This window comes from Mucilaginibacter celer, assembly GCF_003576455.2.
Lineage (GTDB): Bacteria > Bacteroidota > Bacteroidia > Sphingobacteriales > Sphingobacteriaceae > Mucilaginibacter > Mucilaginibacter celer.
The window spans coordinates 4,019,414-4,045,252 of the sequence record NZ_CP032869.1; the positions used below are offsets into that span (position 1 = coordinate 4,019,414).

Consider the following 25,839-nt stretch of genomic DNA (forward strand, 5'->3'; position numbering starts at 1 on the left):
TTAGTATTGTTAGTTTATTATCTCTTTGTTTTATAAGCCAGGTAAACGGTATTGCCCTCCGTTTTGGTTTGCAGGGCAACTATCTGTTTTAAATAATTCAGCGCTGTATCCAGACTTTCGTTTTCGAGTACGCCGCTTATCTGCTCCTTCTTCAGCTTTTCATCGGTAAATACCATATGCACGTTGTATTTACGCTCCATTTGCAGGGCCACATCTTCAAAATCGTTATTGGCAAACATAATCTTGTTCTCGGTCCAGGCATTTTCCGCGTAGGTATTACCTGTGCTTAAAGGCAACGTTGAAACTTCGTATTTTACCTTAGCTGTTATGGCAGCTGTTTGTTGCCTGCCGGTATATTGGCGGGTATTGATGGTTAGTTTTTCATGAGGGGATAAGATCACTTTCTTTTCCGGGTCATCCTTTAACTCAACCTGTACCTTACCTTTTAATAGCGTAGTTTCGTTTGATTTATCGCCACGGTAGGCTTTCACATTAAAAATAGTACCTAAAACTCTTACCGTAAAACCTTCGGTATGCACCAAAAAAGGTTTTTTAGCATTTTTTGTTACCTCAAAAAAACCTTCGCCTTCCAGCGTAACCTCGCGCTGCGACCCCACAAAGGCCGATGGATAAGTGAAATGACTGCCTGCGTTTAATTTTACGGTGGTACCATCGGGCAGTGAAACCTGCGCCAGGCTGCCGTAGGGCACATCAACTTTTTTAATAACTACAACTTCGGCTTCCTGCTCAATAGTACGCCGGTTATAAAACCACAAGCTGCCTATTACGAAAACAGCAATAGCAGCGGCCCAGCCAATCCACTTAAAGTAGTTAACGGGTTTAACATTATTATACTGAGACAAAGTTTCGGATGGTTTATGGCTTTTAATCTTTACCCATAAATCGCTAAGGCTATTATTTATTGTTGTTTCTGATAAACCCTCTTTATCATTTTTAAGTGTACCGGTAAGCGCATTGGTTAATGCTTCAATTTTTTTATTGGCCTGATGTTGATCTAAAAAAAACTGCAATTCGGTAAGCTCGGCCTCAGTAGCCGAACCATCCATTTTTTTAGCCATCAGTTCAATAAACCTCGATTTTCCCATATAGTTCAGTGGTTCTGTTGTAAGGACACATGAGGGTAGGGATATTCCTAAAGAAAAATTAAAAAAAGTTTATAACCATTTTTTAGGGTCTCTCAATACTTTCAGTGGGATGCGAATTATATAAAGCGGAGATTTACCATGCAAATTGAACATTAAATATTGAATTTGCATGGATATTATTATAAAGTAGGGACCTACTTTATAACCTCTTCCAGTTTTTTTAAAGCAATAACCAACTGCGCGAAAACCGTTTTATGAGAGAGATTAAGAATATCGGCAACCTCCCTGCACGATAAGCCATCCTGCTTCACCATTTTAAAAATAAGTTTACAACGGGGAGGCAGGCTATCAACAGCCATTAAAATTTCCGACTGCAATTCTTTACCAATAAGTAACTGCGCAGGATCAACCGAGAGGTGAAAATAATAAGCTTCGGCAATATTGGCTTCTTTTGATTGTTTTGTTGAGGTACCGCGCAGGTAATTTAAACAGGCATTTTTTACGGTGATATACATATAAACCGGCATGTTGCGAATGCTATCCAACGAAGAGCGGTTGAGCCAGATTTTCAGGAAAAGGTCATTAACAATTTCTTCGGCGGGTTCTTTATCACCTAAAAATGAGTACGCAAACTGGTACAGCTTGTTTACCTGCAGGCGGTAAAGCCGGTTAAACGCAGCCTCATCATCATTAAACTGAATAAGATGTACAAGCTCCTGAATATTCAAGGTGTCAAGTCAATTAAAAAAAGTGGATCTGATCTGCAAACCGGAACCGGGGGTAAAAGTAAAGAAAAAATTACACGAATGGGGAGAGCTCATTAAAACAGGGCAGAAACAAGTATACTATATCTATAAAAACAAAATATTAAACAGGTACTGCAACAATCCAAACACCATTATTTTCACTTCACCTTATCCTCATTTATTATCCCTAACTTTGTTTAACATAATTTAACTATCATTCATTTGTTGTTTCGCGTTTGCTTTCTTTTATTTATAAGCGTAATGCTGGCTTCTTTTTTTAACACTAAAACGCGCAGGCTGTTACTTACAGGCCTGTTTTTCTGCTTTTTACCGTCGATGCTTTCGGCGCAAAGTCTGTTTCTTCAAAAAATAGATTACTGTCAATCAGCCCAATTCTGCGTTGAGTGCGGCGATCCGAGGGCCTATTGCGATCAGCTCACGCTTGATTTTGTGGCCGCGAGGATCAATACGCGCTACATGCTCAGGGATGCCCAGGGCTCAATAACCTTCCAGGTGTATGTTGACGAAAAGGGCTTTGCCTGTGTACTTAGCCATAACGACGCAACCAAAAGCCCCCTCACTGCCGAGCTGATCACCTATCTTAACGGCTGCCCCTGGAAACCGGCCATAGTTAATGGAAAACCGGTAGCATCGTCTGTAAACGTAATCTTCCGCTTTATCAGCGGGGGGATCTATGGCCAGATGGCCAGGATGGATCTGAGCGAACAAGCCCCTCCCGGCGACCCGGTGATTTACAATAAAAACGGATATGCCAACCTTTCGTTAAAAAATTACGAATTCACTACCTGGACTAAGTATAACTCGCCCCTACCCGATAACATCAGTCAATCCTGCGCTATCGATCAATCGGACATGTTGTGGTATGCTACAACCAAAGGGATGACTCGCTTTGAAGGCACCACCTTTATCCCTGTTACTGAATATAACTCGCCCTTTGCCAGCGATGCGGCTATTAAAGAGGTTTTGATTGATAAGGACAACAATAAATGGGTATACGCCAATAACCAGGTATACCTGTACAACCAAAGCGGCTGGCAGCTATTTGATTTTAAGCAGTTTTTATCGCGCGGGGTAACCCAGATCCTGAACAGCCGGAATGGCGAACTGCTTTTTGCTACCCAAAACGGCCTTGTAGTAAAACGTAAGGACAAGGTGGTGGTGATCAACAAAAAATCGATGCCGGAGTTACCTTCAAGCAATGTTGTTTTTGCCTATGTTGATAAATACAAACGCCTTTGGATAGGTACATCCAAAGGAACTATTATGATTGATGGTACCATTATAACCTCATACAACACCTTAAACACACCGCTGAAAAACACCTGCATAACAGGTGCTGTTGAAGATGAGGCAGGCAATGTGTATTTCTCATTACAGGATTGCAACCAGCCCGGTACCGAAACAGATAAAGAAGGTATAGCCGTAATAACTTCGCGCGGAAAATGGCTGCATTATAATGATGTTAATTCGGGCATGCCTTCAAACAAGGTTAATTGCATGTTGTATGATAAGTTTGAGCATGTTTTATGGCTTGGCACCGATCAGTCGGGCCTGGTAAGGTTTAATTTAACCGATAACTGGGAAAACTATCATAACAACAACTCGCCGCTGCCGGGCTTTAAAATTCACCAGTTGATGCAGGATTCGAAGGGCACTATTTATGCCACAACAGCCAACGGCTTGGTAAGGTTACGTAAAAAGGCAGGGGCATAATTGATTGAACAGGTAATAAATTGTAAAATTTTCCAACTGAAAATCACGGCCTTAAATAATTACCATGTGTATTTTTTGTTAACACACTTTTAAATAGCCGGGATTTTATATCTTTGCACCACCAAAAAATGATACACAATGTATCATTACTACTGCGAAAGTAGCTCAGTTGGTAGAGCACGACCTTGCCAAGGTCGGGGTCGCGAGTTCGAATCTCGTCTTTCGCTCAAAAGCCTTTCCGTTTTACGGGGAGGCTTTTTTGTTGAAGTCCGCCCACCGAAGCGGCGCCCCTTCACGCTTTAAATAACAATAATATATCATCGGAAGAGTTGAATATTAACATCTGCCTGCTTAGCTTAGCCAATATTTAAAGCCGAAACCCTATAGCTACGCATGAGCCTCCATATTTTAAACAAACTGTTTGTTATACTTTGCCTTTCGGGCCTGCTTGCATTAAAGCCAAATGTGCCCGAATGGAAAATTGAAAAGCACCTGCAATATACCCTCCGTTACACCGCGTTTGACGAGCCCGACAAACAACAGTACTTAAACCTGATTAATACCGGCGTAAAAAAGGTTAATACATTTTTTTTGCGGCAACTATCAAAAACACTTTAACGTTTCCTTTTTTCCTGACAGGGCCGCTTTTGATCTCGCGCGGCGGCAAACAACTCATCAGCCCGATTATAAATCAGAATGCTGGCTGGTGGCCGTTGGCGGTGGCCGCAGCATCAATATCATCTCGCCCAAAACCTGGGATAAAGAACCCTGCGATTCGAGGTATACCGATTATGCCGACAGAGTTAAAACACAAAAGCTGATAACCCACGAGCTGGTACATGTATACCATGGCCAGCTAAACCCGCAAACCGACCTTGAACACATGAAAATAGACTGGTTTACAGAAGGCCTGGCCTATTATGCTTCGGGCCAATTGGATGCCGCCGATATAAAAGATATCAAAGCGGCCATAGCACAAAATAAGCTACCCAAAAATCTGGACGCTCTGTCAAATTTCGGACTTATTAATTTGAGGTACAGTATCTCGGGAAGTGTTGTTCAATACATTAATTATAAATATGGTCGTGCAAAACTAAAAGCTCTGTTATCCTACACCCAAAATAGCGAAATACTAACAGCTCTTAAAATCACCCCAGCCCGGTTGCTGGCCGATTGGAGAAATTATCTGCATGGATTATAATTTTACAAAAAGTAAATCGCTACATATAACAACATATTAATTGATATCTCAACTCCTACTATCAAAAACAACGTACAAATACGTTATATAAAATATAGGTATTTATACGCCGCAGCGCCTTATAAAACAAAGCTAACTTTACCATTATCCAAAAAATACACACCTGCTTTCTACTACCAGAAAAAAAGAGCAGAAGAACACGAATAAACTAATGAGCAATAATTAACAATGTATCACTATTTATCATTATTTGCCATTATCGAAATAATATCTCTACCTTTCTTAAACAATAAAACCTAATTATATCATGAAAAAACACGACCCTCGTTTTATCAAGCTATTTTACCTTGCCGTTATAGCCGGCTCATTACTGTTTATGACATCATGCAAGCAGGCTACCAAATTTGCACAGGTAAAATACACCGCCGCCCAGGTTAACCACTGGCTCGACTCGGCGAAAACCGACAATTTTATTTTCCAGTTTTACACGCCCAATGCTGATGATCCAAAACATCCTTATCAACTGGTGTCTTATGTAATTGATACTGCAGGCAATTATCTTAATGCCCTGCACCCTGATACCCTGGGTATTGCGAAAGACACTACGATATGCCTTACCGGTAAAGCAGTTTTAGGTAACACTTACCTTACCAAAAAAGCCATCATAGCGATCATATCAACGGATAGCGGCAAAAAACGCGATTATGACTATCTTACATTTACGCCTAAAATAATGGCTTCAAACCAACATGTTGTATACGCCATAGGCCTGGTAAAAAATGATATGCCTATTGATTACCGCGATGCCGATACGGGTAACGGCGATATCGATTCAAACCCGTCGCCTCCGGCAAAATTGCCATAGTATTAGAAGACACAGTTTAACGTGGTTGAATTAATAAAAAGTATAGCTGACTGGTCGGAGGTTTGGGCTTTGCTCATTCCTTTGGCCATTTTGTTTTTCAAGAAAAAACAGCCGGTTTTCAGCAAACCGGTAGTGGCATATATATGGGTAGCATTAATAATCAACACCATAATTGATACCGTATGGAAATTAAAACTGGTGTTGCCGCCCCCCTATAACACCAACAATTATTTATATAACTTACATTCGGTTATCAGGCTTTTACTGTTCAGTTCATTTTTCATCAGGCTAAACCAACCATTTTTATCGCGGACCAAACGGGTAGTTCCTTTTGTATTTTTAGCACTGGTATTGATCAATTTCAGTTTTTATCAAAACTTTTTTGATTACGGACACCTAAGCAGTCGCCTGCTCTCGTTCGAAGCGGTAATTATGATGTTTTACTGCATGCAGTATTACCTGTTTAAAATAACCGAAGATGAGGAACCCGGCAAAAAACAGCCCGACTTTTGGATAGTTACCGGTATAGGTATTTATTATACGGTAAACTTTTTTATCTTTTTGCTTTACAACCAGTTAACCCTGCGCCTTCATAATTTTGCCATAAGCCTGTGGAACATCCACAATTTTACATATACCATTTTATGTATATTTATAGCAAAAGGCCTTTATGAATCAAACGAACGATGATATTAAGCTCCTGCTTTTTATGGGGATAGCAGTTATGCTTTCGTTATTCGCAAGTATATTGCTTATTTTTATCTTCTTTCAGCGCAAAAAATACCAGTATCATAAAAACATACAAAAGCTGCATCAAACCCAGCAAAACCAATTAATTGAGGCCGCCGTACGAAGCGAAGAAACCGAGCGCCATCGCATTGCCGAAGAGCTGCACGACGAGGTAGGTGCTATACTATCATCGGCTAAACTGCACTTTCAGGGCGTTAAAATTACCGCCGATAAAAATAACGCCCCCCGGTACGAAAAAGGCCAGGAACTGCTTGACGGTGCCATTAAACAGGTGCGCGGCATTTCGCACAACCTGCACTCGAGTATTTTGAAGGAGTTTGGTTTAAATGAAGCCATAAGGCACTTTGCCGAAAAAATAGCGCTGCACGATGTAATCAAGATCACCACTTACCTGGATGGTGCGTACGCCCCGCTAAATGCCGAAAACGACATGAGCATTTACCGCATGGTGCAGGAACTGATGAACAATATTATTAAACACGCTGTACCTAAAAATATCAATATTACATCAGTGTATGGCGATGGCATGCTAAACATTAGTATTTTTCATGATGGCAAAGGCCTTGCCCATGAAGAATACGAAGCTTTTAAGTTTAACAAAAACGGGATGGGTTTAAAAGCCATACAAACCCGCATTATATTGTTAAAGGGCGAACTCAGTTTTTCAAAAAAAGAAGACGGATATTACGTTGACATGAGTATCCCTGCATAATATTAAAACATTTACCATTCAATATTTAAGGCGATGAAAAACATCAAAATAGCCATAGCCGACGACTATACCATTTTTAGAGATGGCCTGAAGGTAGGCCTTGCAACCGACGACAACCTTGAAGTAATACTGGAGGCCGGCGACGGCGAAGACCTGCTGAAAGGCATTGAAAACAACCGCCCTGATGTAATTATTATGGACCTCAAGATGCCCGTTTTGGATGGCATGGAAGCAACCAAACTCATTAAAAAGAAATATCCCGATATAAAAATTGTAGTGGTAACCATGTACGATGATGAAAAGTTTGTGATACACCTGATGGAAATTGGCGCCAACGGCTACCTGCTAAAAAATGCCGATGCCGACGAGATTAGGCGGGCGGTATACTCGGTGCACGAAACCGGCTATTATTTTAATAATGTGGTGAGTAATGCACTCCTTAAAAAGCTGGTAATAAAAGGTAACATCAAACCATCGTTTAACGAAGGCGTGCAGCTTACCGAACGTGAGCAGGATGTTTTAAAACTGATATGTGCCGAAAAAACAGCAGCTGAAATGGGACAACAACTTTTTCTCAGTCCGCGATCTGTTGAGGGCATCAGGCAGCGGCTTATTGACAAGGTTGGTGTGCGAAATACTGCCGGATTGGTGATGTTTGCGGTTAAAAACGGCATGATATAAACCCCGGCGACCACTAAAACTCCTAAAAAACTCAATAAAACGCAAATTAAACACAGAAAATCACTACAAATAAAAAAAGACACAAATTTAACGCTATTAAATCGATCAAAAATCAAACTATTTTAAATTAAACCACAAATAATCAACTACAAGAAAAAAAATCACACAACAAACAGTAAAAAATTATAAAAATTACAATACTGATTAATACTTTTACATTAAAAGTTGACAATTACGGGTAATTTTAATGAAGAAAAACATCCAGTGCGATAACAATACGTGTTTTTTATGTAAAAGCTGCATTAAAGAGTGGATTCCGGCGATAGCAGCCAATAAAAAAAACTTTGCGGTAAAGAAGGGGCAGGTTATTTTCAGCGAAGGTGATCCGGTATCAGGAATTTACTTTGTTTACGAAGGCAACGTAAAGGTGCATAAAAAATGGGGGACTGATAAAGAACTCATTATCCGCTTTGCTAATAAGGGTGCCATTTTTGGTCATCGCGTGCTGGGCAAACATGCTACCCACTACCCTATCTCGGCTACTGCGCTCGAGCCGGGCATTATCTGCTACATCGACATGGCTTTTTTTGAAGCTACCTTAAAAGTAAATCCACAGTTTACTTACGAGTTAATGCTGTTTTTTGCCGATGAACTACAGGAAGCCGAGCGCAAAATGCGTAACCTTGCCCACATGCCGGTGAAAGGCCGTGTAGCTCAGGCCCTTATATCATTAAACGAGCAATTTGGCATCAACCCGGAAGGTCATATCAATGTTGAACTTACCCGCCAGGATCTGGCCTCATACGCCGGTGCCACTTACGAAACCGTATTCAGGGTGGTGAATGAATTAATACAGGAAAAATTGATCAGTACCAACGGAAAGAAGATAAATATATTGAACTATGAGGGGTTGTTTGGGTTGACGTTGGATACGGAGGTGTGAAAAGAGAAATCATCCTACTCATTAGCAAGCCTCATAATTTCGTCAACTATAGCCAACGAGTAATGAAAATTGGTGTTCTGAATTTTATCTAATATTGATTTTACATCCGGAATAATCCCTTTCTTTTTTGCTTTTACCAAAAGTCCCAATGTGCCCGTTACGTTTAAATTTAACTTTCTTGCTTTCTTTCTGGCCTTATCATCATCCAATACTATTAATGAGGGCGGCGATTCTATTGCTAAGGCTATAGCACTTGCCTCGCCTTTATCAATATCCAAACTTGCCTGAAAATATAGATTTTCAACTTCCTTTACAATAATCCAATCCGGCAGAGGGCTTCCAAATTCATCTGCTATTATTTGCGTTGTGAGTACGTTGCCGAAAAGTGACTTCAAAAGTTCTAACTCACCAATTTTATCCAGCAAAATAAAACAGGTGGTGTCGGCTATTACAACCTCATATATTTTCTGCATCACTTAACATTTCAGACACCTGATAATTCAAAAGCGATACACCATAATCCGATAGTAAATCAGCGAACGTGCGTTTAGACAAACCCGCCATTTCCGCAGCCTGGCCAAGCGATAATTTACCCGACTCGTATAATTTGGCCGCAATAAATCTTATGGTATCGTATTGCTGTTCTCCAAGGCTATCCGGAACCTGTAATGTTAACGTAGTCATATAGTAAATATACAAATTTTAACAAAAGATCATCACCTCACCCCGCCAAATTCCTCACCTCTACCGGCGATAATGCCGTTTGCTTTTTAAAAAAGTTTGAAAAATGCGAGAGCTGCTCAAAACCCAGACTATATGCTATTTCCGAGATATTCCAATCGGTTTGCCGCAGTAATATACGGGCCTCCTGGATGAGGCGGGCGGCAATATGCTCGGTTGTGGTTTTGCCAGTACTTTCTTTTAAAACTTTATTGAGATGGTTGCTGTGTACGGCCAGCCTGTCGGCATAATCTTTAGCGGTACGCAGGGCAATCTTTTGATCGGGCGAGGCTATCGGGAACTGTCTCTCCAGTAGCTCGATAAACAATGATGATACTCTTGCTGAAGCATTGTGCGAGTTGTTATAGGTGGTTAGCGGCTGTAGCTTTTGCCCGTAATGAATCAGCTCGAGCACATAGTTCCTGATCAGATCGTATTTATACAGGTAATCTGAAGCTATTTCCTGCTGCATTTTTAAAAAGATGGCAGCTATTTCATCAGCCTGCTCATCACTAAGCAAAAACACGGGGCAACCTCCGGGACTAAATATCGGCAATGCATCCAACACCACGCCGCTTTTTGATTGCACCAGAAACTCATCAGTAAAAATGCAAAAATGGCCGGATTGATTCAGATCCTGCGGTTGCCAACTGTACGGAATTTTTGGCGTGCCAAATACCAGTGCATTTTTTTCGATATGGATCACTTTATCAGCGTATTCGGCAATATTGTGCCCCTGTACCAGGTTTATTTTATAGTATAAACGGCGATTATAGGGTACATGTCCGGGCTCCTTTTTTATCCGCTCAAAAATTTCTTTAACATTAAATACGTTAAAGTGCCCTATCTCCTTATTAATTCCGGCAGGCAATAACGATTCGACCGTACTATTTGCAAAAGCGGCGGCATTTTTATAAAAGTCTTCTACAGTTACAGTTTTCATACGCTAATTTCCATTAATGCTAACAAAGCTATCGATTAAAAACGAAACAGGTAAACAGCCTGGTCAGCGGTGAGTCATATACTCACCACCCATTACACTAAAATACAAGCAGTTAAAACCACAAACACCAGTATAATCACCCACCGTTCAGTATCCGTTATTTGAATTTGATAAACAATGGATTGAAATCGGTAAACGTTGATTTACCACCCACCCTACCTTTATCAAATAAAATATCAATAATGAAACTCAACAACAACACTATCCTTATAACCGGAGGCACAAGCGGCTTCGGCCTTGAATTTGCATCCAAATTATTGGCTTTAGGCAATACCATAATCATAACAGGCCGTAACCAGGCAAAACTTGATGAAATAAATAAAAAACTGCCCGGCGTGCACACTTTTAAAAGCGATGTAAGTGATGCCGGGGCTATCGAACAACTTTATAAACAAGTAAGCGCTCAGTTCCCCTCGCTTAATGTCCTGATCAATAATGCAGGCGAAATGCGGGCAATCAGCCTTAATGATGCATCAACCGGCTTGCGCGATCTTACCCGCGAGGTTGAGATTAATTTAATGGGGCCTATGCGTATGGTGCAACAGTTTTTGCCCTTGTTAAAACAACAAAACGAAGCTGCTATTATGAATGTAACATCGGGCATAGCTTTGATGCCGTTCCCGGTTTCGCCAATTTATGGAGCCACCAAATCAGGTTTACGATCATACACCAAATCATTAAGGGTGCAGTTAAAAAACAGCCGGGTTAAAGTTTTTGAGCTGATAGCCCCGGGATCAAGTACACCGTTAAACGATCAGTTTATGGATATGGATGGCATTAACGCAAACCTGATGATGGATCCGGGCAAGCTGATTGATATGGCAATTGCAGGTTTGGGTAAGGACAAGTTAGAGATTTATCCCGGCTTAGCCCGTGTAATGAAAATAATGAGCAGGCTTGCTCCGGGCTTTTTACTTAAGCAGGCAAGTAAGGTTGGCGCAAAGTTTATGGAAACAGCGGGATAAAATTAAAAACCAAATACCAAATTTGTTCCGATACCCAACATGCTAAGTGCTAAATCTATGTGAGGCTGATATTATATAGTTTCATTTTTATGTTTTAAATACATCTTTCATTCAGTTATAAAAGCCATACGAGGATACGAAGACGCCGGGAAAGTTTAGCGACTCCGCATGCAAAAAAGCTGTGCCCTATTTTGCTGCTTCTAAATCCAAAACCACGGCTTTACACCCGCCGGCACAAACACAGGCTTTGCCTACGCATTTGTTCATTTGCCATAAATCGAGGTTGCGGATGGTTTGGCTGGCAGTTTCCTGCAGGATGTCGCTTGTTAATGTTACATGGAGCGGTGGATGCGAGGGGATGTTGGCCAGTTTAATGCCAAACCGGGCAGCTGCGGTCTTATCTATATGGTCTGTATCTAATGATCGGGTAACGATATACCTGATTCCCAAATCCGCCAGCTTTTCGATAACCGGGGCCGACAAATCATCGCCTGTAAAAACAATTGCGGCATCCTTCCCATCTGCAAACATTGCCGTTTCTATATCAAGCGCGTTCGAGATCAGCGTAATCTCGTGTTTTTTGCGGTTGGCAATAGCCAAAAATTCTTTTTCAAAAGGTTTAATACTGTAGGCTATCGCTTTCATCCCTTACTTGTTTTACCATGGGCAAAGCTATAACCATGCGCGCGGTTAATGAATGAGCAACATCACGCCAAAAAGTGACTGCCGTCAGTTTTTCATTTTTGCTAAACGATCTGGCGCGAGGATATTGATATTACTTCCTTTTTTCTCTAAAAGGCCTTCATCCTTAAAATCCGACAGGGTACGGCTTACCGTTTCGGTTGCCATGCCTGCCATAGCCGCCAAATCTTCGCGAGAGATTTTGAAGTGTTCGCCCTGCTGCTTGTGGAGACGTATCAGGGTATCGGCCAAACGTTTGCGTACCGAGTTATAAGCCAGCTGTAATAGCTGCTCCTCCTTTTCGCGGATATGATTGGAGAGCAATTTAATAAACTCGCGGGCTACTTCCGGATATAAATTAAGCAGCTCATCAAGCTGATCTTTTGGAATGAGGCAAAGCTGGCTGTATTCCAGGGCAGATGCGGTATCGCTGTAGGCTTCGTTGGCCAGCATGGCTGTGGTGCCGATATAATCCTCTTCGGCATAAATACCCGTCATCAGTTCGCGACCGTCGTCGGCCATTTTTATGGTTTTTACACGCCCCTGTAGTACCAAATAAATGCCGTTGCCTTTATCGCCCTCGTAATAAATAACCTGGTCTTTTTTAAACTGCCGGGCTTTTCGTTCGCTGATGATGCGTTTAAGCTCGGCAAAACCATTGTTTTTAGAGATCAGTGTGTTCAGGCTATCTAACGACTGGCTGTAGAAATTTTGTTGAGCTACCTTTTTTTTTAGCCTGCTTTCAATAGCGTTAAGCAGTTCTATATCATCAAAAGGCTTGGTGAGGTAATCGTCGGCACCCATTTCCATGCCTTTGCGCTGGTCAATCCGCTCGGCTTTGGCAGTTAAAAATATAAAAGGGATGGCGGCGGTTTCGGGGTTTTTGTTCAGCATGTATAATACGCCGTAACCATCAAGCTCGGGCATCATGATATCACAGAGAATTACATCGGGCAGATTTTTGAGGGCCAGTTCAACGCCGGTTTTACCATTATCGGCATCAAAAACAGTGTAGCCGGCCAGCTCCAGAATCTCAACCACATTTTCGCGGATATCGTTATTATCTTCAATAATCAAGATCTTTTGGCTCATTGTACTGGGAATGAAATGGTAAATGTAGCACCCTCATTAACCTCGCTTTCAAAGCCAACCTTGCCGTTCATCAATGCGGCATAGCGGGTTACGATATTAAGACCAAGACCGGTACCCGGAATATTACCGGTATTATTTGCCCTAAAAAAAGCCTCGAACAAATGCTTCTGGTCACTTTTGGGAATGCCGATGCCGTTATCTTTTACGGTAACAATACAGGCCTGTTTATTCAGTTCGGTATTAAATTCGATAAAACTATCCTCCCCCGAATATTTGATGGCGTTGGCTATCAGGTTAATAATGCAATTTTTAAGCAGGTTGGCATCAAGTGTTACCATGCTGGTGGTACCTGTATGCTGGTAAATGATGTTTTGATTTTGCTTGGCCATCAATTGCATTTCCTCGGTAATTTCTTCACCCATTTTTACAATATCAAAAGTAGAGTATGACAGCTCCACCCTGCCCGCCTCCAGTTTTTCGAGCGAAAGGAAATCGTTGAGGATGGTGGTGAGGTTACCCACGGCGTTTTTAATTTTACCTACGTGCTTGCTGATGCTGGTACTTTGAAAAGGTTCGGCGTACTTATCAATAAGCGAGGCCGAAAGCTGCACAGCGCTTAAAGGTGTGCGGAATTCGTGCGATGCCATAGATACAAACCGGCTTTTCAGTTGCCCCAGTTCTTTCTCTTTTTCTAACGATTGGCTTACTTCCTCCTTAGCCTTTTGCAGTTCAAGTACAGATTGTTTCAGGGAGAGGGTACGTTCTTCCACCAATTCTTCCAGGTGCGATGCGTATTCCTTAAGCTGCTCTTCTGCTTCTTTTTCGCGGCTCAGATCGTGAATAAAGCCGGCGTACACGTCTCTGCCCAAAAACTTAACTTCACTTACGGCCAACCTGAACGGGAAAGTGCTGCCATCCTTGCGCAAGCCGGTAACTTCGCGTCCAATGCCTATAATATGAGGATTTTTGGTTTGCTGGTACCTGTTGATGTATTGATCGTGCTCTGCTTTGTAGGGCGGAGGCATCAGGATGGTTATATTTTTGCCGATCACTTCTTCGGGTGTATATTGAAACAGCTTACAGGCTGATGGATTGATAGTTTCTATGCGTCCGCGTTCATCAATGGTGATGATGCCATCGATAGCGTTTTGAATAATAGCTTTTAATAAAGCGGCGTTTTCCATATTTACAAATATTCAAATTTGGAGTGGGATTGTCTGAATCAGAATTTACAGAATTTGAGAATTAGCGGAATTAAATTATAACACAAGAATTCTGAAAATCCTATAATTCTGTAAATTCTGATTCAGACAAAATCCCTTAATCCCCCAAATCACGGTTCAGACCCAAAATCCGAAATCGAAAATCCGAGATCCGAAATCTTTATCGTCATTTGTTGATAAAACGTTTTAAATTCACAGAAACGTATTGTTTTGTAATTGGAAAGTTACCAGATGTTAATGTTGAGTTTACTTTTGAGGGCGTTCTTTGCGCCTTGAAAAAACAGCTATGAAGAAAATTCTCCTCCCCATGCTGCTTTGTTTAAGCAGTAACTGTTTGTTTGCCCAGGCCCCGGGCAAGGCCCCTGCTAAAACACAGGCCGTTGATTATGTAAAAGTTAAAAACTACTACCTGCTTAGCCGGTTTGAGCAGGATGCTGAGGTAAGTAACCTGTTAAAAAACGATGCTGAACTGGCGCAGATCACTCAGAAAAAGTTGAGCGCTATTAGTGCATCCCTCAATGATTGTAAAGATGCCTCATGCCTTACCGGTATTGTAAAACTATCTGCCGATGAGATTTCGGCTGTTAGTGCGCGTTTAACAGCATTGTATAAAACAGGTAACGCATTGGACAGGTTGATGAAAACAAAGATAATTCCATCCGGCTGCTACAGCTTATATAAAAATATTACACCGGCAGTGTTATTGGTAAAAGCCTGGGAGCAGGATGCAGCAGGCATTAATTACACCATTGCTGTTTATGCCGAGGGTAAAAAGCCCAATTATCCGCAGATAGATTCTATCAGCTATAACGTTAAGGCAAGGGCTTATTATACATTAATGTATGATGCAAGCGCCACGCTGGCCGGCGATGTTAAAGGCACCAAATTGTTTTTCGTACCATCTATGCAGGCAGCGCTTTTGTATCTGCAAATAAATGAACGCCAGGATCCCGCAAATTACGAACCTATGGAAGCCGGAGCCAACAAGCCAGCTGCCGATAGGGTTAAAACCATTAAGTGGGCTAACTATCCATACTCAAACATCCTGGTGCCGGGCGCAGGTCCGGATAACCTTACATCGCCTTTAAGCGGCGAAGGTATGCTGCGCTGCCGACTGGCTGTGCAGGAGTATAATGCCGGCAAAGCGCCCTTCATCATAGTATCGGGCGGTAATGTACATCCTTACAAAACAAAAAATAACGAAGCAGCAGAAATGAAACGATACCTGGTTAACGTGCTGCACATTCCCGAAAATGTGGTGATTATTGAGCCACATGCCCGCCATACAACTACCAATATGCGTAACAGTGCCAGGCTGCTTTATAAATACGGCTTCCCTGCCGATAAGCCGGGGATTGTAGTTACCGATAAATCACAAACGGATTTTATCATGAATATGGATATTCGTTGCCAAAAAGAGCTGAACTATGTGCCTTATAAACTGGCTAAGCGCAACTCGGAAACCGAAGTTGAGTACTACCCGGTAGAAGAAGCCAAACAAATTGATAATGACGAACCGCTTGACCCACGTTAAAAATCAACCGCAATGCAAAAACTTACTTTAACTATAATAGCTGCTGCTTTGGGTATGGGCAGCATAGCTACAGGCACAATTGAACAAAAGTTGGATAAGGTCATTACCGTAGATTCGTTAGGCGCCTGCCAGGGCATCTCGTATCAAAAAGGCCGCATCTTTTTGTATGGCGACAGGGAAGTGGGCATGATCCGCGAGTTTAAGATGGAGCATGACAGCCTGGTTTATCAGCATAAAGAATATAAGCTAACCCAAAATGGGCAGGATGTAATTAACCACCCAACAGGTATAGCTTATAATGGCAGCTTACCTACTTTTATAGGTAACTCTATCCGCCTTAATGCCGCAGGTACGCAGTGGCGCGCCGTTATTTATAATGTAAACTGGAATGGTTTACTTAAAACAGGTACACTGGATGGTAACCTGATTAATACCATTGAAGATGACGCCTGTATACAAGGTACCCGCCCCGAATATGTTAAATATAATAATAAGTGGTACGTAGCCACCGCCGACTATGGCGACCATGGCAACGAAGTGCGTTTATACGATCCTGAAAAACTCGCAACAGCCAAAAGCACTAAAGAGCCGGGTGTACTTTACAAAAAGTTTACCTGCACGCCATGGGTTCAAAACCTATTCTGGAAGGCTGATAAAGGCGTTTTGGTATTGATCCAAAATAAATTGGAGGGCCGCCAATGGAGGTTTACTTATGTCGATCTGAAAAAATCCATCGAGGCAGGCAAGCAGGTAGTTATCAGCGAGGTTAATAGTATTGACAGGGCCGATGAACTGGAAGGCTTTTCATTTTTAGATGGTAACGAAAAAGGCATAGCCGTTACCTCATCGCGCAGAAATAATGTAAACTTTACAAGCACTTCATGGTAGCATAAAGGATTTGACTAAAGTAAAAATGCCCGCGTTTGGGCGGGCATTTTTACTTTTTTGTTAATATAAAGTTAACAATTAAGTATCCTTTCCTTAAGATGGCTGGTTTAGTTTTGCTGTCATTATTACAATAATAGTAACTGGTTATTAATATTGTTTAATGATAATGAAATAATAATTATTAAATCGTTAATATTTTCTTTCATTCTTTAAAATAATCGCCTATGTAACATTAACAACAACTTAACATCGAACTCGGCGATAAAATCAAGAACCGGTGAATGCGCTAACACTCACCCGGTCCGGGCTAATTGTCAAATAACTCAAAAGCGGTCCAAGGCTTTAAGTCGTTTTTTTCAACAATCAATTTTAAAAATATGAATAAAAAGATTATTCCAAATCTTTTGAGCAGGTTTTTTTTAATTCCTGTTTTATTTTCAATGGTTTTGCTAAAACCTTTTATCTCAAACGCAACGGTAAAAAATAAAACGTATGTTGCTATAGCACAGGTTACTGGTACTGTTACCGACGAAACAAATCTTCCATTACCGGGCGTATCTGTACGCGTAAAAGGTACCGATAAAGGTACTGCCACCAACACTGCAGGTAAATATGTGATCAATGCTCAGGAAGGCGCTGTACTGGTTTTTAACTTTGTAGGTTATGAGCAGCAGGAAGTAACTGTAGGCGGCTCGGCAAGCATTAACATAAAAATGAAGCCCAAGGCAAACATGCTTAACGAGGTTGTAGCCATCGGTTACCAAACCATCCGTAAAAGCGATGTTACCGGCTCTATCGCCAGCGTAAAATCGGGCGATTTAAATCTGGCTGCCCCTACATTGGGCCAGGCTTTGGTTGGTAAAGTAGCCGGTGTACAGGTTTCACAAACCAGCGGTGCGCCATATACCAGCCCAAAAATCAGGGTTAGAGGTGTGGGCTCGTTCAATGCCAACTCTGATCCGTTATATGTAATTGACGGTTATCCAGCCGGCAACAATATTTTTATCAACCCTGATGATATCGAAAGCATCGACATTTTGAAGGATGCTGCTTCGGCTGCCATTTACGGTTCACGTGCATCGGGCGGTGTAGTATTGATCACCACCAAAAAAGGTAAAGAAGGTAAAGGCCGTTTTGAATATGACGTACAAACCGGTATCGACCAGCTTGGCAAAAAGGTAAAATTGTTAAATGCCGATCAGGCTGCTTTGCTGGTTATCGACGGTCGTAACAACGCTTACCACGATCTTTGGGTTAATGGTGGGCACACCTGGAATGATGCCATGTACTCTGATAACAATGCCACCCGTGTTGCCAACGTAGGTAACTCGGGCAGTGTGAGCATTCCTGATGGATTGTACAATTTTGCTGCCCAAACTCCAATAAAACAAACTGTAAATACCGATTGGCAGGATGAACTTTACCGCAATGCATTTATGCAAAAACACACTTTGTCGTTTTCGGGCGGTAGTAATGGTGTGCGTTATTATGTAAGCGGTTCGTACCAAAACCAGGCCGGTATTATTGTTACCACAGGCCAGCAGCGTTACAACTTCCGCACCAATGTGGAGGGCGACGTGAGCAAAAAATTGCATATTGGTGCCAGCATTGCCTACACCCAAAACACCAACCAGGAAACACAGGAAGGCCGTTTTGACCACGGCCCTATTTTAGGTGCCTTAATTTATATGCCTTACCTGCCTGCCTACAACGCCGATGGTTCACTACAAACCAACGTTGAGGCTGCCGGCTCAACCCAATATGGCTACCAGGGCATTGAAAACCCGGTTGCTTTGGCCGAGCGTGTTAAAATTAACCGCAAAGGCTACCGCAGCAACTACAATGCAAACGTTACTTACAACATCCTGTCGGGTTTAAATTTCAAGGTAAACTTAGGTACTTCAACCTACACCGAAAAATATGATTATTACTACCCAACTACCTTAAGTAGCGGTGCATTCCCTCCGGGCTCGCAGCAATCAATCCTGGCTGCAAATGCAACAGCTTCTGATAATATTTATAACGACAGGCTTGCCGAGTTTACCTTAAACTACGATAAAGTATATGGTAAACACCGTTTAAATTTATTAGGAGGTTATACCGCGCAACGTACCACTACCGATTATATCAGCGTACGTGCTTCAGGCTTCCAGAATGACAACATCCCCGAAATTTCAAACAAAGGTGCCGATCCGGCTTTCTTTACACTTAACGGGGCTTCAAAAAGTGCCTTAACTTTGCTGTCATACTTAGGTCGTGCAAGCTATAGCTACGATGGTAAGTACTTTTTAATCGGTTCGTTCCGTGCCGATGGTGCTTCACGCTTTGGCCCGGCTAATAAATATGGTTATTTCCCATCGGTATCTGCCGGCTGGAACCTGTCGAGCGAGCCGTTCTATCACGATTTCCTTGGCGATCAGTCAACCGTAAAAATCCGCGCAAGCTGGGGTAAAAGTGGTAACTATAACATCCCCGATTACCGTACTGCGCAAACTTTGGCCTCGCCGGTGGGTGCTGTGTTAAACGGCGGTGTTGTTACTGCAACCTATCCGGGCGGTATCCAGGATAATACCTTAAGCTGGGAATCAACTTCGCAATACAACTTTGGTACTGATGTAGGCTTGTTTAACGGCCGTTTACAAATTATTGCCAACTATTACCTGAGCTACTCGGGCGATTTATTGTACAATAAGCCAATTTCGGCAATATCAGGCAGCACAACAATCCTTACCAACCTTCAGGGTGCAAAAGTGCGTAACACAGGTTTCGATGTCCAGTTGGATGGTAAGATTATCACCACCAAAGATTTCACTTTGGGTGCAACCGGTAACTTCAATTTAAACCGCAACAAGGTTTTGAACTTGCCTGCCACCAATAACATTATCATAAACGGTGCCGAGCGTTCGTACTTAACCAGCATTACTACCAATGGCCAGCCTATCGGTATGTTTTATGGCTTTAAAGTAGGTGGCATGGTAACCCCTGAAAACATCAGCAAAGTTGCCCCGTCGGCTTCATCAAGCAACCCGCTCAAACCGGGCGATCTGTGGTTTGTTGATACCAACGGTGATGGTAAAGTGAACGATGCTGATAAAACCATTATCGGTTCGCCTTATGCCAAATTTACCTACGGTTTTGGTTTTAACGCTACTTACAAGCACTTTGATTTCAGCTCATCTTTCAGCGGTTCGTACGGTAACCAGATTCTTGATGGCCAGGATTACTATTTGTACAACGGCGAAGGCTCGGGCAACCAGTATGCTAATGTGGCACAACGTTACCGTAATGAAGCTGAACCGGGCGACGGTTCATTTTACCGCGCTTCACGTGCCGGTACACAAAGCAACAGCACCCGTTTATCAAGCTTTTACCTGCAAAGTGGTTCGTACCTGCGTTGTAACAACCTTACTTTAGGGTACACCCTGCCTAATATTTTGCAAAATACTTTAGGCCTGAGCAGGGCACGTGTATTTGCAAGTGTGGTAAATGCCTTTACCATCACCAAATACAAAGGGTACAACCCTGATGTTGACTACAACTATTCGGGGGCTGCTACCAACAACACCCAGCCTGCCAACCTTGCCCCTGGTATCGATTATGGTACCTATCCGCTGGTGCGCTCATACAACTTAGGTGTTAACGTTACTTTTTAATAAATTTTTTAAAGAGATATAGATGATGAATAAGAAATTTATAGCCATGGCTTGCCTTGCAGCCGCTGTGGCCATCAGCCCTTCATGCAAAAAAGACTTTTTGAATGAAAAAAATCCTAATGCTATTGAGGTTGGCGCAAGTTATAAAACCCCTAACGACGTGCTTTTGGCCGTAAACGGTATTTACCAATCGTTACGCAGCGGTAACAACGTTGGCGAAACCAGCGATTTGTGGACAGACCAACGCTCGGACGATACCGGTACCCAGGATAACCAATCAAACGCGGGCGAACCTTTCCAGTTTGGTGATTTTTCTATCCTGCCAAGTAATACTTACCTTAAAAGCCACTGGGTTTCAATGTTCGGTACCATATCGCGTGCCAATTCGGTGTTGTCAAATATCGATAAGGTGCCATTTGCCGATAATAACCAAAAACTGCAATACGCTGCCGAAGCCAAGTTTTTACGTGCCTTTATTTACTTTGATATAGTACGTACCTGGGGCGATGTGCCATTGGTAACCAAACAATTACTAAACTCGGATGAGGTTGCTGCCGTAACTTTCCGCGAGAAACAGGAAAATGTTTACAAGCAGATTGTGGCCGATTTAACTGATGTTATCACCAACAGCCCGCTGCCTAATTTACAGGCTCCAACCGGTCGTGCTTCAAAGGCAGCTGCTAACTTTTTGTTAGGCCAGGCTTACTTAACCATGGCTACTACCTTAGATCAGGCAAACCGTACAGCCAACTTAAATAATGCTAAAACTTATTTAATGGCTGCTTACAACATGCGTGCTTTCGGTGCTTTAAATACAATTCCTTACACCGACGTTTTTGACGTAGCTAAGAAAACAACCTGCCCTGAGCTGATCTTCCAGATTGTAAACATCCAGGGCGATCAAACCTACTATTCATCAATAGCGGGCAATTTCCAGGCTAAAGGCGAAACCGTTAACTCGAAAAAAGTATCTACGGGCGTTGGCTACAACGTTACACACGATTTGATTAATGAATATGAAACCGGCGACCCGCGTATGGATTTCTCTGTGAAATATGCTAATGATCCTATTGTGAAAGATTGGTTTGTTACCAAATTCAGAGATGCGAGCGATAAAGCAGGTATTAACGGTTACGGCGGTAATGATTGGATTTTGATGCGTTATGCTGATGTGATCCTGTCATTAGCCGAGGTTAACAACTACTTAGGCGATGCTGCTACAGCCATTGGCTTCCTCGACCAGGTACGTACCCGTGCCGGCATGCCAACTTATGCTGTATCAATGACCAACAGCGATTATGCAACCAAATATCCAACCCTTAAGCTGGCTATTTTGCACGAGCGCCGTGTGGAGCTTGCTTTTGAGCACCACCGCTGGTTTGATTTAACACGTACCTTTACCACCGACGAACTGGTAGCTTACTTTAAAGCAAAAAAACAAACCGATTTTGGTTTGGCCAAACTGTCAAACTTTGGTACTAAAGACCGTTATTTCCCAATACCTTTTGACGAGACTAAACTTGATCCCGTTAAAATGTATCAAAACCCGGGTTATTAATAATTGATGTTACATTGAAAAGGAGGGGCTAAACCCCTCCTTTTTTTATCATAGCTGCAATGAAAAAAGTATTCATCGCTCTTTCTGTTTTCTTTTCATTTACTTCACCAATCAACTTATCGGCACAAACAAAAAAACAGGCTGCCGAAACGCCTGCCGATAAAGTGAACGTATTCGCCGGTTCATCCGGCGATCATGGGCAAATGTCGCCTGCGGCTTCATCCCCGTTTAGTATGTTAAGCATAGGCCCGCAAACTTACCCCAACCTGCACATGGGCTATGAGCATAAAGCTAAAGTGTTTTTGGGTTTTACGCATAACCGTTTTGAGGGTGTGGGCTGCCAGGGCAGTGGTGGTAATATCCTCATTAAACCATTTTTAGGCGATGATGCCAGGGCCTGCGTTTTAAATAAAGCTACCGAGAGCGCCGGACCAGGTTATTATAATGTGGCTTTTGATAACCACATCTCGGTTAAAATAGTTGTTGATCAAAACTCAGGTATCGAAAGTTATACCTTTCCGCAAGGAAAAAAAGGTTTTTATATCGATTTAAGTCATACCCTTGCCAATCGTTTTGTTGCCGAAGAACACACTTTGGGCAATAATGAAATTACCGGTTGGGTAGATTCGCGCACTACCTGTAATGTGGGTACTTACCGTGTATATTATTGTATTAAATTTAACCAGCCTGTAACCTTTGTTCCGGGCGACGAGCATAAATTAACGGCCGCTATTGCCGGTAACCAGCAGCAGGTACAGGTAAACGTTGCTGTATCATCGGTTGATGTTGCCCATGCTAAAACTTCGCTTGCCGGGCAGGCACCTGAACAGTTAAAAGCCCAAAGCCGCGCAGCATGGAATAGTGTATTGAACCGGATAAAAGTGAAAGGCAATCCAGAGCGCGAAAAGCTTTTTTATTCGATGCTGTACCGCACCGTACAATCGCCTTATGTGGTTTCAGAAAAGGATGGCAGCTACCGGGCTACCGATGGCAGCCTGCAGAAAACCAGGGACAGCGTTTATAATGGCTGGGCCATCTGGGATAACTATCGCACGCAATTACCACTTTTATCCATTTTATATCCCGACAGATACAAGGCTATAACAACATCCATAGCTAATTTATACCGTTTTGGTAAAAAGGATTATGCTACCAAACACGAACCATCAAACACCGTACGAACCGAGCATGCTATTGTTGTATTGCTGGATGCTTACCGCAAAGGTTACCCGGTTGAATTTGCCGGTATTACCGATTCGTTGAAGGCAGATGTGGATAAGCTTGATTTTTCGCATCCTGATAAGGCATTGGAATCGAGCTATGACACCTGGGCGTTTTCACAAGTTTTGAGTATCATGGGCAAAGCCGAACTGGCAGATCAGTATAAACAAAAAGCCTTGGGCTACAAAACTTACTGGAACAAAGATTTTAAAGACTTAACCAAAAATGATGTAGACCGGGTATCCGCTCGCGGCCTTTACCAGGGTACGATATGGCAGTACCGCTGGTTTGTACCTTTTGATATCAAAGGCCTTACCAAACTCATAGGCGGCGATAAAGAATACATCAGCCAGCTCGACCGTTTTTTTGATAACGATTATTACAACCACGCCAACGAGCCTGATATCCAGGTGCCGTACATGTACAATGCCTCGGCACAACCCTGGAAATCGCAGGCCATGGTGCACAAATATGCTGTAGATACCGTTATACAATATTATTTTAATGATAATAGCCGTGGCATCGATCCTTTTGTTGATGTAATTTATCAAAACAAACCCGATACTTATGTGCGCACCATGGATGATGATGCCGGTGCCATGTCGGCCTGGTTTGTTTTTGCTGCAACGGGTATTTCGCCGGCTTGTGTGGGCTGGCCGGTTTATTACCTCAATGTACCTTTGTTTAAACAGGTAACGTTTACATGGCCCGGGGGTAAAACTTTTAATATCAGCGTACCAAATTACGTTGAGGGACGGAAGTATATCCAATCGGTAACGCTGAACGGTAAAAAGCTAAACCGCAACTGGCTTTCACAGCAGGAAATTATGCAGGGAGGTACTTTGGTGATTATTGCTGCCGATAAACCAAATGAGCAATTTGGGGTTACTGAGCAGTGGATCTCGGATATTGAGATGAAATGAAGCTATGCTTCCCGGAAATAAGCACGCACTATTGGGCAATCCACAAAAAAACTTTGCGCCTAAGCGTCTTTGCGTGCCTAACCCCTCAAACTTGTATAAACACAGCTTTTCATACTTAAATATCCGCAATAAAAAAGCCGCCGGCACTACACCGGCGGCTCTTCATATAAAATAATAGGGGCTAAATAAACGATATTACAGAACAAACACCAGCAGCATAGTAATATGCACCAGTATGCTAAGGGCAAATAAACCCAGCAGGGTGCGGATGCCTGAGCCGCCCATGCCGGCTATAATATTGGCAAAGAAAAGCACAAGGGTAATGGCCAGTACAATAATTGGCGCGCTGAAGTAGTAAAGCAGTAAAGCTGGTATCGGTAAAAAAAGCACACCTTGTGATAATAGCGCAAACATAAACCAACCGGTACGGTTAGGTGCCTGGCTATCAACATAAGCCATTAATTTATTCCAGTTGCTTTGTTTGTTTTTTTTTGCAGAGGTGCTGCTTGTATTGGTATTGGCGGCGGTCCATTCAGGAGCATTTATTTTTATAGTTGCCATGATTGATATCTTTTAATGATACAAATATGGCGGGAACGACGCGCCTAAACCATGACGGCAGAACGGAGAAAAAGTGATGGTAATCACTTTTTAAAAGCATATTAAAACAGGTGTAAAAATCCCGCAAGTGGCCAAACCACCTGCTTAATAAACTGTGTATGAAACAATAACGGCATCGGCACTATCAGCCAAAAAAACACCCATAACCTTGCCCATACAGCGTGTTTTAAAAACGTAAGGTTACAACCCGGCAGCCATTTTTCAATCAATAAAGCGATACCCTGAATGGCAAAATACAACAACGGTAAACCGTAACCGCTGTTAACAGGAACACTTAAAGCCAGTTCATGAAGCAAACCCGAAAACACGAATGCCACAGCCAAAGCCCCGTCTTTCCCTATTTTAACCCGAAGCGGGCGAAAAATAGCTATCGTAGTCATTTCGATAAAAGCGAGATTCCATCGCTTGCCCCAAAACTCGGTAAGGCTCATGGCTTTGGCGGGCTGCCTGAAAATATAATAGGTATTAACACCCATCAGCCGCCATTGCCCGGCCCCAATGCTCAATAAACCAAAATGCAGGATGAGGCTTAAGGCCACCAGCAAAACGGGGCTTACTAAAACGTAGGTTAAGCCGCTATCTAAATGCAAGGCAACAATACCGTGAGCTAATGCAATAAGCAACAAACCCGCAACTACCCTGCTGATGCCAAACCTTATCATGTGCCAGGCATTTGGCAAAGCGGGGCTGCCCAATGTTTCAAACGGCTGCGCACGCATACCTGCCCAGCCTGCTGCGAATGCCAGCCAGGGCACAAATTTGGGTTTTGCCTTTTTTCCACTGTAATCAACCGTAGCAGTAATCACTTTCATTACCGTAAAAGTTGTTGCTATGATGCCAAGCATTTTTAGTACAGGGTGTTCGTGGTTAAAAATGATGTATACTGCAAGGATAGCCGGCAATAATGAAAACCACGCAGACCAAACCAAACTCCGTTTTACAATCACATAACCTAACAGTATCAAAGCCAGGTTAATAAAGGCGAAATAAATAATATGAACCAGCGTATTTTGCATAAA

At 42.5% G+C, this 25,839-nt stretch carries 24 protein-coding genes and 1 tRNA gene; 15 read left to right on the forward strand and 10 right to left on the reverse strand.

Translation table 11 applies throughout. The features are described from left to right. Window positions 1–17: 17 nt before the first annotated feature. Both HYN43_RS16105 and HYN43_RS16110 read right to left on the reverse strand, forming a co-directional pair. Complete coding sequence (locus tag HYN43_RS16105; protein WP_119410323.1) at window positions 18–1,106, reverse strand: FecR family protein; 1,089 nt, start codon at window positions 1,104–1,106, stop codon at window positions 18–20. Window positions 1,107–1,300: 194 nt separating this feature from the next. Continuing rightward, window positions 1,301–1,834, reverse strand: a complete 534-nt coding sequence (locus HYN43_RS16110) for an RNA polymerase sigma-70 factor (RefSeq protein ID WP_119410324.1) — start codon at window positions 1,832–1,834, stop codon at window positions 1,301–1,303. 279 nt (window positions 1,835–2,113) lie between these two features. Between HYN43_RS16110 and HYN43_RS16120 the strand changes: the two genes are divergently transcribed. From HYN43_RS16120 to HYN43_RS16160, 9 genes are all read left to right on the forward strand, one after another. Beyond that, complete coding sequence (locus HYN43_RS16120) at window positions 2,114–3,586, forward strand: ligand-binding sensor domain-containing protein (protein ID WP_119410326.1); 1,473 nt, start codon at window positions 2,114–2,116, stop codon at window positions 3,584–3,586. 154 nt (window positions 3,587–3,740) lie between these two features. Continuing rightward, window positions 3,741–3,813 (forward strand) — tRNA-Gly (locus HYN43_RS16125). Between the two features lie 166 nt (window positions 3,814–3,979). Next, window positions 3,980–4,204, forward strand: coding sequence for a hypothetical protein (locus HYN43_RS16130; protein WP_119410327.1), 225 nt, complete (start codon window positions 3,980–3,982; stop codon window positions 4,202–4,204). An 88-nt stretch (window positions 4,205–4,292) separates the two neighbouring features. After that, a complete protein-coding gene (locus HYN43_RS16135; RefSeq protein WP_162996521.1) occupies window positions 4,293–4,787 on the forward strand; it encodes a peptidase MA family metallohydrolase in 495 nt (164 codons plus the stop codon). Window positions 4,788–5,094: 307 nt separating this feature from the next. Further along, complete coding sequence (locus HYN43_RS16140; protein WP_119410329.1) at window positions 5,095–5,652, forward strand: hypothetical protein; 558 nt, start codon at window positions 5,095–5,097, stop codon at window positions 5,650–5,652. A gap of 21 nt (window positions 5,653–5,673) precedes the next feature. Further along, window positions 5,674–6,342 carry a hypothetical protein gene (locus HYN43_RS16145; RefSeq protein ID WP_119410330.1) on the forward strand — a complete coding sequence of 223 codons (669 nt, stop codon included), beginning with the start codon at window positions 5,674–5,676 and terminating at the stop codon, window positions 6,340–6,342. After that, complete coding sequence (locus HYN43_RS16150) at window positions 6,323–7,114, forward strand: sensor histidine kinase (RefSeq protein ID WP_119410331.1); 792 nt, start codon at window positions 6,323–6,325, stop codon at window positions 7,112–7,114. Before HYN43_RS16145 ends, HYN43_RS16150 begins: the two co-directional genes overlap by 20 nt. Before the next feature lie 33 nt (window positions 7,115–7,147). Then, window positions 7,148–7,795, forward strand: a complete 648-nt coding sequence (locus HYN43_RS16155; protein WP_119410332.1) for a response regulator transcription factor — start codon at window positions 7,148–7,150, stop codon at window positions 7,793–7,795. A 247-nt stretch (window positions 7,796–8,042) separates the two neighbouring features. Then, window positions 8,043–8,738, forward strand: a complete 696-nt coding sequence (locus HYN43_RS16160; protein WP_119410333.1) for a Crp/Fnr family transcriptional regulator — start codon at window positions 8,043–8,045, stop codon at window positions 8,736–8,738. Window positions 8,739–8,752: 14 nt separating this feature from the next. Here the strand turns inward: HYN43_RS16160 and HYN43_RS16165 are convergent, their stop codons facing one another. From HYN43_RS16165 to HYN43_RS16175, 3 genes are read right to left on the reverse strand one after another with little or no spacing between them, the layout of a single operon-like run. Beyond that, on the reverse strand, window positions 8,753–9,211 hold the full coding sequence (locus tag HYN43_RS16165; protein ID WP_119410334.1) for a PIN domain-containing protein: 459 nt from the start codon (window positions 9,209–9,211) through the stop codon (window positions 8,753–8,755). Then, window positions 9,195–9,422: a UPF0175 family protein gene (locus HYN43_RS16170; protein WP_119410335.1), complete on the reverse strand. Its 228-nt coding sequence runs from the start codon at window positions 9,420–9,422 to the stop codon at window positions 9,195–9,197. The genes HYN43_RS16165 and HYN43_RS16170 overlap by 17 nt, the downstream gene beginning before the upstream one ends. Before the next feature lie 37 nt (window positions 9,423–9,459). Then, complete coding sequence (locus HYN43_RS16175; RefSeq protein ID WP_119410336.1) at window positions 9,460–10,401, reverse strand: helix-turn-helix domain-containing protein; 942 nt, start codon at window positions 10,399–10,401, stop codon at window positions 9,460–9,462. Between the two features lie 242 nt (window positions 10,402–10,643). Between HYN43_RS16175 and HYN43_RS16180 the strand changes: the two genes are divergently transcribed. Next, on the forward strand, window positions 10,644–11,426 hold the full coding sequence (locus tag HYN43_RS16180) for an SDR family oxidoreductase (protein ID WP_119410337.1): 783 nt from the start codon (window positions 10,644–10,646) through the stop codon (window positions 11,424–11,426). A gap of 186 nt (window positions 11,427–11,612) precedes the next feature. Here the strand turns inward: HYN43_RS16180 and HYN43_RS16185 are convergent, their stop codons facing one another. The 3 genes from HYN43_RS16185 to HYN43_RS16195 all read right to left on the reverse strand — a co-directional run bounded on the left by HYN43_RS16185 (window position 11,613) and on the right by HYN43_RS16195 (window position 14,383). Then, on the reverse strand, window positions 11,613–12,071 hold the full coding sequence (locus HYN43_RS16185; protein ID WP_119410338.1) for a Rossmann-fold NAD(P)-binding domain-containing protein: 459 nt from the start codon (window positions 12,069–12,071) through the stop codon (window positions 11,613–11,615). Window positions 12,072–12,155: 84 nt separating this feature from the next. Next, on the reverse strand, window positions 12,156–13,199 hold the full coding sequence (locus HYN43_RS16190; RefSeq protein WP_119410339.1) for a response regulator: 1,044 nt from the start codon (window positions 13,197–13,199) through the stop codon (window positions 12,156–12,158). Next, window positions 13,196–14,383 (reverse strand): PAS domain-containing sensor histidine kinase, encoded by a 1,188-nt coding sequence (locus tag HYN43_RS16195; protein ID WP_119410340.1) that lies wholly within the window; start codon window positions 14,381–14,383, stop codon window positions 13,196–13,198. Before HYN43_RS16195 ends, HYN43_RS16190 begins: the two co-directional genes overlap by 4 nt. Window positions 14,384–14,708: 325 nt before the next feature. Between HYN43_RS16195 and HYN43_RS16200 the strand changes: the two genes are divergently transcribed. The 5 genes from HYN43_RS16200 to HYN43_RS16220 all read left to right on the forward strand — a co-directional run bounded on the left by HYN43_RS16200 (window position 14,709) and on the right by HYN43_RS16220 (window position 24,199). Continuing rightward, window positions 14,709–15,956 carry a YdcF family protein gene (locus HYN43_RS16200; RefSeq protein ID WP_119410341.1) on the forward strand — a complete coding sequence of 416 codons (1,248 nt, stop codon included), beginning with the start codon at window positions 14,709–14,711 and terminating at the stop codon, window positions 15,954–15,956. A 12-nt stretch (window positions 15,957–15,968) separates the two neighbouring features. Next, window positions 15,969–16,844 (forward strand): hypothetical protein, encoded by an 876-nt coding sequence (locus HYN43_RS16205; protein WP_205589784.1) that lies wholly within the window; start codon window positions 15,969–15,971, stop codon window positions 16,842–16,844. A 377-nt stretch (window positions 16,845–17,221) separates the two neighbouring features. After that, on the forward strand, window positions 17,222–20,497 hold the full coding sequence (locus HYN43_RS16210) for a SusC/RagA family TonB-linked outer membrane protein (protein ID WP_119410342.1): 3,276 nt from the start codon (window positions 17,222–17,224) through the stop codon (window positions 20,495–20,497). A 22-nt stretch (window positions 20,498–20,519) separates the two neighbouring features. Then, complete coding sequence (locus HYN43_RS16215; RefSeq protein ID WP_245446927.1) at window positions 20,520–22,055, forward strand: RagB/SusD family nutrient uptake outer membrane protein; 1,536 nt, start codon at window positions 20,520–20,522, stop codon at window positions 22,053–22,055. A gap of 59 nt (window positions 22,056–22,114) precedes the next feature. Continuing rightward, entirely contained in the window at window positions 22,115–24,199 is a 2,085-nt protein-coding gene (locus tag HYN43_RS16220; RefSeq protein ID WP_119410343.1) for a glycoside hydrolase domain-containing protein, read from the forward strand. Between the two features lie 195 nt (window positions 24,200–24,394). Here the strand turns inward: HYN43_RS16220 and HYN43_RS16225 are convergent, their stop codons facing one another. Further along, on the reverse strand, window positions 24,395–24,760 hold the full coding sequence (locus tag HYN43_RS16225; RefSeq protein ID WP_119410344.1) for a hypothetical protein: 366 nt from the start codon (window positions 24,758–24,760) through the stop codon (window positions 24,395–24,397). A gap of 101 nt (window positions 24,761–24,861) precedes the next feature. Beyond that, complete coding sequence (locus HYN43_RS16230; RefSeq protein WP_119410345.1) at window positions 24,862–25,836, reverse strand: MBOAT family protein; 975 nt, start codon at window positions 25,834–25,836, stop codon at window positions 24,862–24,864. Window positions 25,837–25,839: the final 3 nt, after the last annotated feature.